This is a genomic window from Paraburkholderia sp. PGU19 (assembly GCF_013426915.1).
Taxonomy (GTDB): Bacteria; Pseudomonadota; Gammaproteobacteria; order Burkholderiales; family Burkholderiaceae; genus Paraburkholderia.
The window spans coordinates 3804598-3821223 of sequence record NZ_AP023179.1 but is presented as its reverse complement, the minus strand read 5'-3'; the positions used below and the strand labels follow the sequence as shown (position 1 = coordinate 3821223).

Sequence of the window (16626 nt, the reverse complement as noted above, 5' to 3'; positions counted from 1 at the left end):
ATTTGCCGATGCATCACGAAGTTCTCGCCATCCGCCATGTGCATTTCGAGGATCTGGGCAGTCTCGAACGGGTGCTCGGCGAGCGGGGGCGTCCTGTCCGCTATCTGGATGTCGGATTTGCACGCATCGAGGCACCCGACCCCGTGATGCCGTCGCTGATGGTGATTCTCGGCGGCCCGATCAGTGCCTACGACGACGATCACTATCCGACCATCGCGCCGCTCGTCTCCCTGATCGAAAAGCGCATTGCAGCCGGCTTGCCGACGCTCGGCATCTGCCTCGGCGCGCAGTTGATCGCGCGCGTGCTCGGCGCGCGGGTCTATCCGTCCGGGCAGACGGAAATCGGCTGGACGCCATTGACGCTCACCGATGCCGGCAAGCAGTCGCCGCTGCGGCATCTGGACGAAGCGCACACGTCAATGCTTCATTGGCACGGCGATACATTCGATCTTCCGCAAGGCGCGGTGCATCTCGCCTCCACGCCCGCCTGTCAGAACCAGGCGTTCTCGTGGGGCAAGCATGTGCTTGGCCTGCAATGTCACCCTGAAATCCGCACGGACCGCTTCGAGCCCTGGCTGATTGGCAATGCTGGCGAAATTGCGGGCCACGGCATCGACGTACGCGCGCTGCGCGCCGATACCGCGAAGCATGGCCCGAAGCTGGAAATCGCGGCGACCAGCATGTTCGGCGAATGGCTCGATCAACTGGCCGCGCGACCCTGAACAAACCCCGATGACCGCAGTCGATCACCGAGTTCTTACCGTCGATGCCGTGCTGACCGGCAAGATTGCGCCGCTGGGCGGTGACCTGTCGGGCAAGACGAGCGCGATCGGCAAGACGCCAGTCGACGGCCGGTTGTGGCTCGGCGAAACAGGACTCGAAGGTGATCAGCAGGCCGAACTCAAACACCATGGCGGACCGGAAAAAGCGCTGCATCACTATCCGTTCGACCACTACGCCACCTGGCGAAGCGAATGGCAGGCGGGCGCGGCCGGTCTGTCGACGCTTGACGGACGCGGCGCGTTCGGCGAAAACCTGAGCACGTGCGGCCTGACGGAAGCGGACGTTTGCGTCGGTGACGTGTACCGGATAGGCGGGGCGATCGTCCAGGTGTCGCAACCTCGTCAGCCATGCTGGAAACTGAATCTGCGGTTCGCGCGCGCCGACATGTCGCGCGCCGTGCAGGACACCCGCCGCACGGGCTGGTACTACCGCGTGCTCGAAGCAGGCGAAATCGGCGCGGGAGATGCGATCGAGCGACTCGCGCGTCCTCACGCGCAGTGGAGCATCGAGAGGCTGTTGCGCGTGCTGTATGTCGATCGCGACGACCGGCAAGCGCTGGAGGCGATGGCGCAACTCGACACGCTGTCGCCGTCATGGCGCAAGACCGCGACCAAGCGTCTCGAAAGCGGCGAAGTCGAATCGTGGTCGAAGCGTCTCGATACGCCTCACACTCAGAGCTGATTCGCGCTGTTGAGAGCGACGCGCCTGGACGTCTGCAGCAAATCAGACCCGGTGCTATCCTCGTTCGCTCTTGAGTTTCGATGGGCAACCCCACCATCATGAGCGCACTTTTCACACCGCTCACGCTGCGTAGCGTGACGCTGCCGAACCGCATCGTCGTGTCACCGATGTGTCAATACTCTGCCGAACGCGGCGAAGCGACGGCATGGCACATGATCCATCTCGGTCATCTGGCGCTGTCGGGCGCGGGCATGCTGTGCATCGAGGCGACGGCCGTCGAGCCCGATGGCCGCATCACGCCTGCCGACCTCGGCCTGTGGGACGACGTCACGGAAGAAGCACTGAAGCCCGTGCTCGCCGCGATCCGCAAGCATTCGAAAGTGCACGTCGCGATGCAGCTATCGCACGCGGGGCGCAAGGCTTCGAGCAACGTGCCATGGGAAGGCGGGCAACTCATTCCCGTCGCCGACGGCGGCTGGCTGCCGCATGCGCCGTCCGCGCTGCCGCACAAGGCCGGCGAAGAGCCGCCGCTCGCGCTGGACAACGCGGGCCTCAACCGTATTCGTGAAGCATTCGCCGCAACGGCGCGGCGTGCCGCGCGTCTGGGCATCGACGCACTCGAAGTGCACGCCGCGCACGGTTATCTGTTGCATCAGTTCCTGTCGCCGCTCGCGAACCAGCGCAGCGACGAATATGGCGGTTCGCGCGAGAATCGCATGCGTTTCCCACTCGAAATCTTCGATATCGTGCGCGCTGCATTCCCCGCCGACAAACCCGTCGGCGTACGAGTCTCGGCGATCGACTGGGTCGACGGCGGCATCACGATCGAAGACACGATTGCGTTCGCGCAGGAGTTGAAGAAGCGCGGCTGCGACTGGGTCGATGTGTCATCGGGTGGTGTGTCGCCGTTGCAGAAGATCCCGCTCGAACCCGGCTATCAGGTGCCGTTCGCGAAGGCGGTGAAGGAAGCGACAGGCATGACGACGATGGCCGTCGGTCTGATCACGGACCCGGCGCACGCGAGCCGGCTGATCGAAGAAGGCGACGCGGATCTCATCGCGATGGCCCGCGCGATGCTCTACGATCCACGCTGGCCGTGGCATGCGGCCGCGCAGCTCGGCGCGACCGTGGAAGCTCCGCCGCAATACTGGCGTTCGCAACCGCGCGAGCAAAAGGCGCTGTTCGGGGATATTTCGTTCGGTCAGCGCTGAGCGTTGCGTTCGACCGTCCACGCGAAATACGCATCGCGCGCACATGCGATGCGGATCTGTACGTAAGACGGTTGAACGAAGTCACATCATCCGTGTACGATTTCGGTTGTGACGCTGTATGCGTCGCATGTCGACGCGGCGCCAGCAAGGCGCCGCGTTTGCTATCCGCGTCAGAAAAGCCGCGCATCTGCAACGGCGCGTCGAACGCGGAGGCATCGGCGAACAGGCGAGTTTGTTCATCCACCGTTCTACAAGGATTGATTCAATGAGTTCACGCAGGATCGCTGTGCGTCAATCGGGCGTGCACGGCAAAGGCGTGTTTGCACTCGAACCGATCGCAGCCGGCGAGCGGTTGATCGAATACAAGGGCCAACGGATTTCCTGGAAGGAAGCGCTGCGGCGGCATCCTCACAATCCGGACGAACCGAATCACACGTTCTACTTCGCGCTCGATAGCGGCGACGTGATCGACGGCAAGGTGAAGGGCAACAGCGCGCGCTGGATCAATCACTCGTGCGCGCCGAACTGCGAAGCGGAAGAGATCGACGGCCACGTATTTATCGACGCGCTGCGTGATATCGACGCGGGCGAAGAGCTGTTCTACGACTACGGGCTCGTAATCGACGCGCGTCAGACGAAGAAGCTGAAGAAGGAATACGAGTGCCGTTGCGGCGCGCGCAAGTGCCGTGGCACGATGCTCGCGGCGCCGGAAAAGAAGGACGAGAAGAAAACGAAGAAGAAAAAGTGACCAGTGTGCGTTGCCGTTCGTATCGAACGCAGCGCACCCTTTGGGACACGCTTCAGAGATCGACCGGCGCATGATGCGCCGGTTTTTTTGTTTCGCGCGGCGGTTCCGGTGTGCGCAGCACGGCGCCCGTCGCGACGGGAAGCCGCACGATAAAGCACGCGCCACCTTCGGCGGCATCTTCGTAATGCACGCTGCCGCGATGCAGCGCCATGATGTCGTGCACGATCGCAAGGCCGAGCCCGGCGCCACCGTCGACGGTGCCGTCGCTCATGCCCTGGCCGTCGCCACGGAAGAAGCGCTTGAACAGATCGGGTTGCTGCTTTTGAGGTACGCCCGGGCCGTTGTCCTCGACGGTGACTTCCGCCATCGGGACGCCATCCACCACAGTTTGCGCGACCGTCATCGTGATCCGTGCACCGTTCATACGCGACGGCGGCACGTATTTCAGCGCATTGTCGAGCAGGTTCGCGATCACTTCACGCAGGAGCACGGGATTGCCGCGCGCAATCAGCGGGTGATCGTTCGACGGATCGTCGAGCCGCTGGAAACCGAGGTCCACATGCACGGCGAGCGCGCGCGGCACCCATTCGGCGCCTGTATCGAAAGCGAGCGACGCGACGTCGAGGTTCACGAAACGCGCGGCCTGTTCGCCCGGTTCGGCGCGCGCTAGCGACAGCAGCTGGTTCGACAGACGCACAGCGCGATCGGCGGCGGCACGCAACTCCTTGACGGCGGCGAGCGTCTGCTGCGGATCGCGCGCAATGGCCGCCTGTTCCGCGTGCAGCTTGATGGCGGTGAGCGGCGTGCGCAGCTGATGTGCGGCGTCGGCGATGAATTTGCGCTGTGCGTCGAGCGCGGATTTCAGACGGTCGAGCAGACCGTTCAACGCGCCCGTCAGCGGACGGATTTCGACGGGGACGAAGGTTTCGTCGACGGGTTCCAGCGACGTGTGGGTCTGTCGGTTCAGCGAATCGGCGAGATCGGTCAGCGGGTTCAACTGCTGGTTCACGACGCGCCACACGATCACCCAGCCCGCGAGCAGCAACAGCAGCAGCGGCATCATGATCGCGACCAGAAATTCGGCGGCGATCCGAAAGCGGTGATGCACCGGCTGGCCGACTTCGATGACGACGGGGTTGCCTGTCGGCTGATCGACGCGCACCTGCGCGACGCGCACAGCCGTCCCTTCATGCTGCGTCTCGAACACATACGCGTAATGCATGCGCCGCACGTTGGTACCTTGCAGCGGCAAGTTCGGATCGCCGGCGATTTCGGTTTCGCCATTGCTGATCCGGTACACGAGTTGTTCAACGGGATCAGAGAACATCGCCTGCGCGAGCGGCGGGACGGTGATCGGCGCATCGGGGCCGGCAATCTGGATCTGCTTCGAAATGGCCGTGGCGAGATCGGCGAGCGAACGGTCAACCACATGCTGCGTGTATTGCCACGCGAGCCAGTACGCGATGAGGCCGCTCATCAGCGCGAGCAGCGAAAGAGGAGCGGCGAGCCGGCGCAGTAACTGGCGGCGCAGGCTATTCGCGGCGGGATAGGGCATGATCGAACCCGCGGTAAAAGACCGACGCCGAGGGATGATCGACTGCGTCAGTCATGCGTTCCAAAATGCAGTTGAAACGGCAGTTCAAACGGTAATTCACATCCAGGCTGAATGACACAGGCGGCCGCCGCGCATACATAAGGATGCGCTTGCGGCCGCCCGTCGGACTACCCGGACGCCGTCAGACCATAACGGTCTTGACGACCATTATGACGCCTGGCGGATTTCCTGGAGCAGATAGCCGAAGCCGCGCACCGTGACGATTTCGACGCGGCAGTTTTCGAGCTTTTTGCGCACGCGGTGCACATAGACTTCGATCGCGGTGTCGCCGAGATCGCCGCCGAAGTGCGTCAGGTGATCCTGCAGTTGCGCCTTGCTGACCACGCGGCCATGGCGCAGCAACAGCATTTCGAGCACCGCGAATTCACGCGGCGACAGTTCGAGCGGTTTGTCGTCGTTGAAGATGCGGCGATCCACACCCGACAGACGCACACCGCCAAGCGACACTTCCGGACGCGGCATGTCGCCATGCGGTCCGCTGCGGCGCATCACGGCGCGAATGCGCGCTTCGAGTTCGGCGGGTTCGAACGGCTTCAGCATGTAGTCGTCGGCGCCAGAATTGAGGCCTTGCACGCGGTCGTTCAGTTCGTCGCGCGCGGTCAGCACGATCACGGGCGTATGACGGTTGCTCTGGCGGAAACGCGACAGGAGCGTCATGCCGTCGATGCCGGGCAGTCCCAGATCGAGGATCACAAGCTCGTGGCGGTTTTGCGTGAGGGCCTGTTCGGCGAAGATGCCGTCGTGGACCATGTCGACCGTGAAGCCGGCTTGTTCGAGACTGCTTTGGATGCCGCGCGCGATAGGGCGGTCGTCTTCGATCAGAAGGAGTCGCATGGGTTTCGCTCAAGTACAATGGGTTGGGCAAGAGGCACGCGGTTCGCCGGGGCGCCTGCTGCACAGAATGCCGTGCGGCGTGCCGTCGAAGCGGCCTTCAACAGATCTGCCAGCCATGTCCGATATTACGATCTACGAACTGGAAGCCGCGATCAATTTCTGGCGTTCCCGCTCGCCTTCGAGCGGTGACGAACTCGTTCTGTGCAAGGAGGCAAGCGCGCTCTCCAAGCCGTATGCGCTGATGATTGTACAGCGACAGACCATGCTGCCGCAGGAAGGAATGGACGAGATTGCCCGCGCCGCGTGGGATTCTTACGTGTCCCTTAAGAATGGCCTAAAGAAGTGAAGGTTTGGTGGCCTGATTACCTGCAAAACGCTTTCATAACGCGCTTGGCTTAGGGTTTTGGAGCGTGACGGACTTTCGTCCGATCAACCGCTCCCGTCACTTCCCAACCGTGATTTCATCGATAAAACGTGCGAGGCGAATGTCGCGCTCGGTGATGCCATTTGCATCGTGCGTCGATAGCGTGATCTCGACGTTGCTGTAGACGTTGAACCATTCCGGATGATGGTCCATCTCCTGGGCTTTGATCGCGACGCGTGTCATGAAACCGAACGCTTCGTTGAAGTCGGCGAACCTGAACTGCCGTTTGATCGCGTCGCGGCCTTCGACGTTCTGCCAGCCATCGAGCTGAGCGATCTGCGTTGCGCGTTGTTCGGAAGAGAGTTTCTCGATCATCGTGTCACCTTTTAAAGCCGCGCGTGGCCGCGCCGATGCCGCGTGCATCGACGCATACGCGGTCGTCCTATTTTTTCACGGTTGAAGGGTTGCTGCAGCGCGCTGCGTCAGATGTCGCCGTCCGTCGCCCAGCCTTCGCCCGTTCCGCGCGTGATGACGGTGTCGGTGGCGCGCACTTCGCCTGCCGGGAAAGGTGCTGCATGCGCGAGCTTCGCCAGTAGCGGCGCGAAGTCGGTACGCGCGACGTCGAACAGTTGCGAGAAATCGTCGATCACGAAGTAGGTCTTCTGGAACGTGTCGATCCGGTACTGCGTCTGCATCACGCGTTCGAGATCGAATGCGATGCGATTGGGCGCGTCGCTTTGCTGGCTGTAGAGCGTCTCGCCTTTGCTCGACACGATGCCCGCACCATAGATTTTCACGCCATTAGGACTCGCGTCGTCGCGGATCAAGCCGAATTCCACTGTGTACCAATAGAGGCGCGCGAGCAGCGGCAGCGCATTCGCGTCGTTCGAAGCGAGGGCCGCGCGGCCGTATGCGTGCATGTAGTCGGCGAACACGGGGTTGATCAGCAGCGGCACATGCCCGTACAGATCGTGGAAGCAGTCGGGTTCCTGCAAATAGTCGAGCTGATCCGGGCGGCGCATCCACCACGTCACGGGAAAGCGGCGGTTCGCCAGATGCTCGAAAAAGACGTGATCCGGCACGAGGCCCGGCACGGCAACGATCCGCCAGCCGGTCGCAGGCATCAGCTGTTCGTTGATCGCTTCGAACGAAGGCACGCTTTCGGGCGACAGATTCAGCCGCTCGACGCCTGCCAGAAACTCGTCGCACACGCGCCCTTTGAGCAGCGCCGTCTGCCGCGTATAGAGCTGCTTCCACACCGCGTGATCGACCGCGCCATAGCGATGCGTCGGCTGGTCGATGGTGAAGTCGGCGCGGGTTTCGAGGCCGGCGTCGAATTGCTCCTTGAGCTTCGCGGTGTTCGGGACTGACATAACGGATGACTGGCTGGGCACGTTTGCCCGATAAGTGGACACCGTGCAAGTCTAGAGCGGGCAACGCGCGGAAAGGGCGCATGTTTTCCGAATCGTGGCAAGGGAATGCGATAATCGTGCATCGAATCGCCAATTCATGCGGAGAATTTACATGCTAGAACTCGATCACTTCGATCTGGCGCTGCTTGACGTCCTGCAGCGCTTCGGGCGCGCGACGCACCAGCAACTGGGCGAGCAGGTGCCGCTGTCGCCGTCGCAGATCGGGCGGCGCTTGCAGCGGCTGGAGTCGATCGGCGTGGTCGATGGCTATCGCGTGGTGCTGCGGCCTGAAAAGCTTGGGCTCGGCGTGACGGCTTTCACCAGCCTGAAACTGAAGCACCACGGCGATTCGATCATCGAGCAGTTCCAGCAGCAGATCGACGTGCTGCCTGAGGTGCTGGAGTGCCATGCAGTGGTGGGCGACGCGGATTATCTGCTGCGTATCGTGGCGCCGGATCTGAACGCGCTGTCGTCGTTCGTGATGAAGAAGCTAATGCGGGTGCCAGGCGTCGACAGCGTGCGCTCGTACATCGTGCTGACGACGTTCAAGCGCAACGGCCCATTGCCGCTCGGTCATCTGGCGCCGGGCGCGGCCGCCGTCTGACCTCGCGGCATTTCGGAAATCAGGCGGCTTTCAACGGCTCCTGATTCAGCATATCCACGTAAGCGACGGCAACCAGGTCCGATTCCGGCACGCCGAGCTTCGAGAACATGGCGTGCGCTTCCTTTTCGCCGCCTTCTTCGTCGTCATCCTGCGCGAGCACGACTTCGAGCTCGACGAAATCGCCGAGACCGTCGACGCGATCCAGGTGAATCCGCGTGCGCCCGACAATGTAGACGTGACGCTCCTTCGTGACGATGCCGCGCGTCGTGAGCGCGGTGGCGAGCAGCGAGTGCATCGCTTCGGGGTTCGTCACCGGGCTGCGCGTGTAGTACGACGCCTTCGGGCCGTCGCGGTCGTCGCGCTGATAGAAGATCAGTTCGGCGGGCGTGCCGTCGTCGAACTGACGCAGCTTCAGACGGCCGCGCGGCACGTCGTAGAAAAAGTCCTGCTGGCGAAAGATCAAAGGAGCGTCAGGCGAAAGCGCAGCGGCGCGCTCGCGAAGCTGCTCGAAGTGCTGCGCGCGAGCTTTGATTTCGATGTTGCGTGCCATGTGAAGCTCCTGTCGAAAGGTGAACGTGGACGGCTTCTGACGACAACGGGTTCGCCCCGATTGCCTGAGTGTGCATACCGGTCGGCAGAGACCAAAGGGGTACGGAAAACAGCGGGGGAAAAGCGGGCAAAGCGTCAATCTAGCAAAAAGCCCATGACGATGTGGTTAAAGGCCACGGCATGGAAAGGGTGCAAAAACCTCGCTGTGTCATGAGGTCGGCTCATATCGCGCGACGCTGCTTTTCGCGCGATGGCATGCGCGTTCCGCGTGCGTCGCTTATGCCGACCACTGTTGTTCGATCAGCTTCAGCGCCACTGCGATGGCCGGCTCGTCCTTGTGCGCGGCAAGCGTGATGAACGTCAGCTCCGTCGGCACGGTGATGCCTTCGACGATCGTCAGCGCATGCGCGTGCGCTTCGGCAAGTGCAGTCGAATCGCGCGCGAGCGTGAGGCCGACGCCCGATTTGACGAGATCGAGCATCGACGGTTCCTGATCGACCTCTGCGACCTTGATGGGCTTGACGCCGGCATCGGCGAAGCGGCGCGTCAGCAGCCGGTTGTGCGCCGACGCGGGCGGCGTCCAGATCCACGGAAACGAAGCGAGCGCACGCCAGTCGCGTGCGCCTTTCATGCGGTCTTTCCAGCCTGGCGGCGCCAGCACGCGGTATTGGAAGTGCGTCAGCGTGACGGCGTGGAAGATCGCGCTGTCACGCGGATCGTCGTCGTCCGGCTGGCCGATGTAATAACCGACGTCGAGTTCGCCCGCGCGCACCTGATCGCGCACCCAGCCGGACATGCCGTGCCGCAATTGCGTTTCGATGTGCGGCCACGTCTCGACGAGCTGCTTCAGAAATCCGCCAAGCCGCAGAAACGCGGGATCGAGAATCGTTCCGATGCGCAACCGCCCGCGCACTTCCTGACGCAGCGTGGCAGCCGCCCGTTCGACATCGTTCGCGGCCGCGAGCGCGCGCTCCGCGTGTGGCAACAGCGCCTGACCGTCGCGCGTGAGCGAGAGCCCGTGCGACGTGCGGGTGAACAGCGTCACGCCGAGCGCAGTTTGCAGGTTCTTGATCTGCAAGCTGACGGCGGGCTGCGTCAAATGCAATTGCGCGGCAGCGCGCGTCAGATTGCCTTCGCGCGCGACCGTCGCAAAGGCGCGGAGCAGTGTGAGGTCCATCCGCTGATATTAACGTGCCTTATATCGCAGTTGAGCATTTCTGATTGGATTTGCGACGCACTTGCCGATTAGGCTGGAAAGATCATGCGAAAGCGCGTTCCATTGCGCTGCAGCATCGACCATCAGAAAGTCCTACACAGGAGACACCATGAGCGAGACAGATCAAGGGAAGGTACGCGCGCTGACGCACGTGATCAACGGCCGTCCTATCGATGGCACGAGCCAGCGCTTCGGCGACGTGTTCAATCCGGCGACAGGCGAAGTGTCGTCGCGCGTGCCGCTCGCGAGCGTTGCCGAAGTCGATGCCGCCGTCGCCGCCGCAAAGGCCGCGTTTCCCGCATGGAGCGAAACGGCGCCGATCAAGCGCGCCCGTGTGCTGTTCAAATTCAAGGAACTGCTCGACCGTCATCACGACGAACTCGCCGAGCTGATCACGCGCGAGCACGGCAAAGTGTTCTCGGATGCGAAGGGCGAAGTGATGCGCGGCATCGAGATCGTCGAGTTCGCGTGCGGCATTCCGAATCTGTTAAAGACGGACTTCACCGATCAGATCGGCGGTGGCATCGACAACTGGAACCTGCGTCAGTCGTTGGGTGTGGTCGCGGGCATCACGCCGTTCAACTTCCCGATGATGGTCCCGTGCTGGATGTTCCCGGTTGCGATCGCATGCGGCAATACCTTCGTGTTGAAGCCGTCGGAACGTGATCCGTCGGCGTCGATCCGTCTTGCCGAGTTGCTGAAGGAAGCGGGCTTGCCTGACGGCGTGTTCAACGTCGTGCATGGCGACAAGGTGGCTGTGGATGCATTGCTCGCGCATCCCGACGTCAGCGCGCTGTCGTTCGTCGGCTCGACGCCGATTGCCGAATACATCTACACGGAAGGGACGAAGCACGGCAAGCGTGTGCAAGCGCTGGGCGGCGCGAAGAATCACCTCGTCGTGATGCCCGATGCGGATCTCGATCAGGCCGTCGATGCATTGATCGGCGCAGCGTATGGTTCGGCGGGCGAGCGTTGCATGGCGATTTCCGTTGCAGTCGCAGTGGGTCATATCGCCGACGAACTGATCGACAGGCTCACGCCGCGTGTGAAGACGCTGAAGATCATGAACGGCATGGAAGGCGAAGCGGAAATGGGTCCGCTCGTGACGGCGGCGCATCGCGAGAAAGTGTCCGGTTATATCGACGCAGGTATCGAGGCGGGCGCGAAACTGGTGGTCGATGGACGCGGGCACAAGGTGCCGGGTCACGAGAAAGGCTTCTTCCTCGGCGGCACATTGTTCGACGATGTGAAGACCGACATGAAGATCTATCGCGAAGAAATCTTCGGCCCGGTGTTGTGTGTGGTGCGCGTGCCCGATTTTGCTTCGGCTGTCGAACTCATCAACAAGAACGAATTTGCGAACGGCGTGTCGCTGTTCACGTCGGATGGCGGCGTCGCGCGCGCGTTCTCGCGTCAGATCCAGATTGGCATGGTTGGCATCAACGTGCCGATTCCCGTGCCGATGGCATGGCACTCGTTCGGCGGCTGGAAGCGGTCGCTGTTCGGCGATCACCATGCGTACGGCGAAGAAGGTGTGCGCTTCTATACGCGCTACAAGAGCATCATGCAGCGCTGGCCGGACAGCATCGCGAAGGGCGCCGAGTTCACGATGCCCGTTGCGAAGTAACGCGAATCAGCAGATTGGAATGGCCACGGCATTGCGCTTTCATTAGCGCAGTGCCGTGCGCATCGCGCGTGTGGTGTTGATAAACAAAAAGCAGTAGCGAGACAAACGCCCAAAGCGCAATCAGATGCCATGCAACGTGGCCATGCGAAGGAGACAAGGGTGAGCACGACAGCAAGAAAACTCGAAGGCGAATTCGACTACATCGTCATTGGTGCGGGCACGGCGGGTTGTGTGCTTGCGAATCGCCTGACCGAAGATCCCGACGTCACCGTGCTGCTGCTCGAAGCGGGCGGCAAGGACGATTACCACTGGATTCATGTGCCCGTCGGTTACCTCTATTGCATTGGCAATCCGCGCACCGATTGGCTTTATAAAACACAGGCAGAACCCGGACTCAACGGACGTGCGTTGTCGTATCCGCGCGGTCGTGTACTGGGCGGTTGCTCGTCGATCAACGGCATGATCTACATGCGCGGCCAGCGCGAAGACTACGACGAATGGGCGCGTGTAACGGGCGATTCGTCGTGGTCGTGGGATGCTGTGCTGCCCATCTTCAAGCGTAGCGAAGACCACCATGCCGGCGCGAATGAATTCCACGGCGCCGGCGGTCAATGGCGCGTTGAAAAGCAGCGCCTCAAATGGAAGATTCTGGAGAAGTTCGCCGAAGCCGCGCAGGAAGCAGGCATTCCCGCCACCGACGATTTCAATCGCGGCGACAACACGGGCGTCGGCTATTTCGATGTGAATCAGAAGCGCGGCATTCGCTGGAATGCATCGAAGGCGTTTTTGCGGCCAGCGATGCAGCGGCCGAATCTCACCATCATCACGGGCGCGCACACGCAGCGCGTCGTATTTGAAGGCAAGCGCTGCGTCGGTGTCGAATATCGTGGCGACAATGTCGAGTACATCGCGAAGGCGCGCATCGAAGTCATCATGAGTTCGGGCGCAGTGAACTCGCCGCAATTACTCGAATTGTCTGGTATCGGAAATGGCGCGCGTCTGCAGAATCTCGGCATCGACGTCGTGAACGATCTGCGCGGCGTCGGCGAAAATCTTCAGGATCATTTGCAGTTGCGCATGGCGTATAAGGTGCACGGCGTGCGCACATTGAATACGGCCTCCGCGCATTGGTGGGGCAAGATGATGATCGGCCTGCAGTATTTGTTGACGCAAAGCGGGCCGATGTCGATGTCGCCGTCGCAACTCGGCGCGTTCGCGAAGTCCGATGTGAATGACGGATCGTTGACGCGTTCCGATCTCGAGTACCACGTGCAGCCGCTGTCACTCGAGAAGTTCGGTGAACCCTTGCATCGCTTCAACGCGTTCACGGCATCGGTCTGCCATTTGCGTCCGACTTCGCGCGGCAGTGTGCATATCGAGTCACGCGATCCGCACACCGCGCCGCTGATTGCGCCGAACTATCTGTCGACGGATTACGACCGTCACGTCGCTGCGAATGCGTTGCGTCTCACGCGGCGCATTGCGGCCGCGCCTGCTTTGAAACCCTATCGGCCCGAAGAGATCTTGCCCGGCATCCAGTTTCAGACCGAGGAAGAATTGCAGACCGCGGCGGGTCAAGTCGGTACAACCATCTTCCATCCCGTCGGCACATGCCGGATGGGCACATCGAATGATCCCGGCGCTGTCGTCGATAGCCGCTTGCGGGTGTTCGGTGTCGAAGGGCTGCGCGTGGTCGATGCATCGGTGATGCCCACCATTACCTCAGGCAACACGAACTCGCCGACACTGATGATCGCGGAACGCGCGAGCGACATGATTCGCGCCGACCGTCGTGCGCGAAGAGACAGTCACACCGTCGAAACCAACACCGCTTCACCAATGTCCGTTGCATGACACGCAACGTTTAACGTTTTGCGGCACGAAGGTCGCATTAAACACTAAGTGCAAATCCCAATGATTGCGCTGCATCATTGGCGCGACAATGGCACCCATGCTGCGTGGTGCGGCATGGATTACCGTCCGCATTGGTGCACCACGCCACGATTGGCACGGGGGTGTCATCGCCAATAACAGTCGCGCCGTTTCAGCGCGGAATAAAACGCGGTAATGCTTCGCCTTACTTCGCATGGAAGGGAACATGATTCTCGGCGATACGATACTCGAAACGCGCGGGCTCACTCGTGAGTTCAAGGGTTTTACCGCAGTCAACGGTGTGAACCTGCGCGTGAAGCGCGGTTCGATCCATGCGCTCATCGGGCCTAACGGCGCAGGCAAGACTACCTGCTTCAATCTGCTCACCAAATTTCTCGTGCCCACTGCGGGTCAGATCGTCTTTGACGGCATCGACATCACGGGCGAACGTCCTGCGCAGGTCGCGCGTCGCGGCATCATCCGCTCCTTTCAGATTTCCGCTGTATTTCCGCATTTGACGGCATTGCAGAACGTACGCGTGGGTCTGCAACGTCAGCTCGGCTCGGCATTTCATTTCTGGAGAAGCGAGCGCACGTTGCGTCAACTCGACGACCGCGCGATCGATCTGCTCACGCAAGTAGGCTTGACCGATTTCGCCGATGTGCCCGCCGTCGAACTGTCATATGGGCGCAAACGCGCGCTCGAAATCGCCACGACGCTCGGCATGGAACCGGAACTGATGCTGCTCGACGAACCGACGCAAGGCATGGGACATGAAGACGTTGACCGCGTGACCGCGCTGATCAAAAAAGTATCGGCGGGTCGCACGATCCTGATGGTCGAACACAACATGAATGTGATAGCCGGCATCTCCGACACGATTACCGTCCTGCAACGCGGCGAGGTGCTCGCCGAGGGCACGTACGCGGAAGTCTCGAAGAACCCGCTCGTTATGCAGGCCTATATGGGCAGTGCGGACGCGGCGCTTGCCGGAGCGCATGCATGAGCACAGTGAGCGAACAGGAAGACGCATCGGTCAGTGTGGTGAGCGGCGAGCCGGCGTTGGAAATCGCGGGGCTGCAGGCGTGGTACGGCGAATCGCACATCCTGCATGGCGTCGATCTGACCGTCAGCCGTGGCGAAGTCGTCACGCTGCTCGGCCGCAATGGCGCGGGCCGCACCACGACGCTGCGCGCGATCATGGGCCTGACGGGCCGGCGCACGGGATCGATCCGCGTCGGTGGACGCGAGACGATTTCGATGGCGACGCACCGCATCGCGCATTGCGGCGTCGGTTATTGCCCGGAAGAGCGCGGCATCTTTTCCAGCCTGTCGTGCGAAGAGAATCTGATGCTGCCGCCACCCGTCGGCGACAAGTCGTTGATGATGTCGATCGACGAGATCTACCAGATGTTTCCCAATCTCCAGGAACGGCGCATGAGCCAGGGCACGCGTCTGTCGGGCGGCGAGCAACAGATGCTGGCCGTCGCGCGCATCCTGCGCACGGGCGCGAACCTGCTGCTGCTCGATGAAATCTCCGAAGGCCTTGCCCCCGTGATCGTGCAGGCGCTCGCGCGCATGATCGTGACGCTGAAGGCGCGCGGCTACACGATCGTGATGGTCGAACAGAACTTCCGCTTTGCCGCGCCGCTCGCCGATCGCTTCTATGTGATGGAGCATGGACGCATCGTCGAGCATTTCGGTGCAAAGGAACTCGAAAGCAAAATGCCGGTGCTGCACGATTTGCTCGGCGTCTAAGTGGGGTGGACGCATCCCGATCAGAAATCGGGGTCGTCATGGGAACTGCGACGCACGACATACCCAGATGCCTCTGATAACCACAAGCATGGAAAACAGGAGACACGCATGAAACTGAAGAACTTCGCCAGGCTGTCAGCAGTCTGCTTTGCGGCCGCCGCGGGCACGATGTTCGCTGCGGGTAACGCGCAGGCTGCCGATGGCGCGACCGTCAAGATTGGCTACATCACCGATCTGTCCGGTCTGTATGCGGATATCGATGGCCAGGGTGGCCTCGAGGCGATCCGCATGGCGATTGCCGATTTCGGCGGCAAGGTCAATGGCAAGCCGGTCGAACTGGTCTACGCCGATCACCAGAACAAGGCTGATATTGCTGCTTCGCGTGCGCGTGAATGGATCGACCGCGACGGCGTCAACGTGATCATTGGCGGCACCAACTCGGCCACTGCGCTGTCGACCAATCAGGTCGCGGGCGAAAAGAAGGTTCCGTACATCAACATCGGCGCGGGCGCGGACAACCTGACCAACGAGCAATGCACGCCGTACACGGTTCACTACGCGTACGACACGATGGCGCTCGCAAAAGGCACGGGTTCGGCCGTTACGAAGCAGGGCGGCAAGACCTGGTACTTTCTGACGGCGGACTACGCGTTCGGCAAGGCGCTCGAAAAGAACACGTCGGACGTGGTCAAGGCGAATGGCGGACAGGTGCTCGGCACGGTGCGTCATCCGTTGTCGGCATCGGATTTCTCGTCGTTCCTGTTGCAGGCACAAGGATCGAAGGCGCAGGTGCTGGGTCTCGCGAACGCTGGCGGCGACACGATCAACGCGATCAAGGCCGCCAAGGAATTCGGCGTGACAAAGTCGATGAAGATCGCCGCGCTGCTGATCTTTCTGACCGATATCCACAGCCTCGGACTTGAAACGACGCAAGGTCTGGTCGCGACCGATAGCTGGTATTGGAACAAGGACGCCAATACCCGCAAGTGGGCGCAGCGCTACTTCGACAAGATGAAGAAGATGCCGACCAGTCTGCAGGCAGCGGACTATTCGGCCGTCACGACCTATCTGAAGGCCGTGCAGGCAGCTGGTACGACCGACAGCGACAAGGTGATGGATCAACTGCACAAGACGAAGATCGACGATTTCTTCGCGAAGGGGTACATCCGTCAGGACGGCAGCATGATCCACGACATGTACCTGATGGAAGTGAAGAAGCCGTCGGAGTCGAAAGAGCCGTGGGATTACTACAAGATCACCGCAACGATTCCTGGCGATCAGGCGTTCGGAACGAAAGCGGAGTCGCGCTGCGCGCTCTGGAAGTAAGCGGTTCGCAGCGGGGATGTAACGGG

The 16626-nt window shown here is 61.5% G+C and carries 17 protein-coding genes; 11 read left to right on the top strand and 6 right to left on the bottom strand.

What is annotated here, in order from left to right; genetic code table 11:
• The first annotated feature begins 8 nt into the window (after window positions 1-8).
• The 4 genes from H1204_RS17425 to H1204_RS17410 all read left to right on the top strand — a co-directional run bounded on the left by H1204_RS17425 (window position 9) and on the right by H1204_RS17410 (window position 3423).
• Window positions 9-722, top strand: a complete 714-nt coding sequence (locus H1204_RS17425; RefSeq protein WP_180729258.1) for a glutamine amidotransferase — start codon at window positions 9-11, stop codon at window positions 720-722.
• Between the two features lie 10 nt (window positions 723-732).
• Complete coding sequence (locus H1204_RS17420; protein ID WP_180729257.1) at window positions 733-1464, top strand: MOSC domain-containing protein; 732 nt, start codon at window positions 733-735, stop codon at window positions 1462-1464.
• Window positions 1465-1562: 98 nt separating this feature from the next.
• Complete coding sequence (locus H1204_RS17415; RefSeq protein WP_180730991.1) at window positions 1563-2675, top strand: NADH:flavin oxidoreductase/NADH oxidase; 1113 nt, start codon at window positions 1563-1565, stop codon at window positions 2673-2675.
• A gap of 265 nt (window positions 2676-2940) precedes the next feature.
• Window positions 2941-3423, top strand: coding sequence for an SET domain-containing protein-lysine N-methyltransferase (locus H1204_RS17410; protein ID WP_180729256.1), 483 nt, complete (start codon window positions 2941-2943; stop codon window positions 3421-3423).
• 52 nt (window positions 3424-3475) lie between these two features.
• On the opposite strand, the gene H1204_RS17405 is transcribed toward H1204_RS17410, so the two are convergent.
• Both H1204_RS17405 and H1204_RS17400 read right to left on the bottom strand, forming a co-directional pair.
• Complete coding sequence (locus tag H1204_RS17405; protein WP_180729255.1) at window positions 3476-4978, bottom strand: sensor histidine kinase; 1503 nt, start codon at window positions 4976-4978, stop codon at window positions 3476-3478.
• 207 nt (window positions 4979-5185) lie between these two features.
• Window positions 5186-5872, bottom strand: a complete 687-nt coding sequence (locus tag H1204_RS17400; RefSeq protein ID WP_007581727.1) for a response regulator transcription factor — start codon at window positions 5870-5872, stop codon at window positions 5186-5188.
• A gap of 115 nt (window positions 5873-5987) precedes the next feature.
• Here H1204_RS17400 and H1204_RS17395 point away from each other — a divergent pair, with 115 nt between their 5' ends.
• On the top strand, window positions 5988-6218 hold the full coding sequence (locus H1204_RS17395) for a DUF3717 domain-containing protein (protein ID WP_180730990.1): 231 nt from the start codon (window positions 5988-5990) through the stop codon (window positions 6216-6218).
• A 96-nt stretch (window positions 6219-6314) separates the two neighbouring features.
• Here H1204_RS17395 and H1204_RS17390 read toward each other — a convergent pair whose 3' ends face one another.
• Entirely contained in the window at window positions 6315-6611 is a 297-nt protein-coding gene (locus H1204_RS17390) for a 4a-hydroxytetrahydrobiopterin dehydratase (protein WP_180729254.1), read from the bottom strand.
• A gap of 107 nt (window positions 6612-6718) precedes the next feature.
• Complete coding sequence (phhA, locus tag H1204_RS17385; protein ID WP_243468528.1) at window positions 6719-7609, bottom strand: phenylalanine 4-monooxygenase; 891 nt, start codon at window positions 7607-7609, stop codon at window positions 6719-6721.
• Between the two features lie 151 nt (window positions 7610-7760).
• On the opposite strand from phhA, the gene H1204_RS17380 reads away from it, so the two are divergent.
• On the top strand, window positions 7761-8252 hold the full coding sequence (locus H1204_RS17380) for an Lrp/AsnC family transcriptional regulator (protein ID WP_007581720.1): 492 nt from the start codon (window positions 7761-7763) through the stop codon (window positions 8250-8252).
• Between the two features lie 19 nt (window positions 8253-8271).
• Here the strand turns inward: H1204_RS17380 and H1204_RS17375 are convergent, their stop codons facing one another.
• Together H1204_RS17375 and H1204_RS17370 are read right to left on the bottom strand one after the other, a co-directional pair.
• On the bottom strand, window positions 8272-8802 hold the full coding sequence (locus H1204_RS17375) for a class IV adenylate cyclase (protein WP_180729253.1): 531 nt from the start codon (window positions 8800-8802) through the stop codon (window positions 8272-8274).
• 276 nt (window positions 8803-9078) lie between these two features.
• Window positions 9079-9978, bottom strand: coding sequence for a LysR family transcriptional regulator (locus H1204_RS17370; protein ID WP_180729252.1), 900 nt, complete (start codon window positions 9976-9978; stop codon window positions 9079-9081).
• A 148-nt stretch (window positions 9979-10126) separates the two neighbouring features.
• Here H1204_RS17370 and H1204_RS17365 point away from each other — a divergent pair, with 148 nt between their 5' ends.
• The 5 genes from H1204_RS17365 (at window position 10127) to H1204_RS17345 (ending at window position 16600) form a co-directional block, all read left to right on the top strand.
• Window positions 10127-11644: a CoA-acylating methylmalonate-semialdehyde dehydrogenase gene (locus tag H1204_RS17365; RefSeq protein ID WP_180729251.1), complete on the top strand. Its 1518-nt coding sequence runs from the start codon at window positions 10127-10129 to the stop codon at window positions 11642-11644.
• Window positions 11645-11803: 159 nt separating this feature from the next.
• Complete coding sequence (locus H1204_RS17360; RefSeq protein ID WP_243468527.1) at window positions 11804-13498, top strand: choline dehydrogenase; 1695 nt, start codon at window positions 11804-11806, stop codon at window positions 13496-13498.
• A 244-nt stretch (window positions 13499-13742) separates the two neighbouring features.
• Entirely contained in the window at window positions 13743-14522 is a 780-nt protein-coding gene (locus H1204_RS17355; RefSeq protein ID WP_035987717.1) for an ABC transporter ATP-binding protein, read from the top strand.
• Window positions 14519-15274, top strand: coding sequence for an ABC transporter ATP-binding protein (locus H1204_RS17350; RefSeq protein WP_035987372.1), 756 nt, complete (start codon window positions 14519-14521; stop codon window positions 15272-15274). Before H1204_RS17355 ends, H1204_RS17350 begins: the two co-directional genes overlap by 4 nt.
• A gap of 168 nt (window positions 15275-15442) precedes the next feature.
• A complete protein-coding gene (locus H1204_RS17345) occupies window positions 15443-16600 on the top strand; it encodes an ABC transporter substrate-binding protein (RefSeq protein ID WP_180730988.1) in 1158 nt (385 codons plus the stop codon).
• The last annotated feature ends 26 nt before the right edge of the window (window positions 16601-16626 follow it).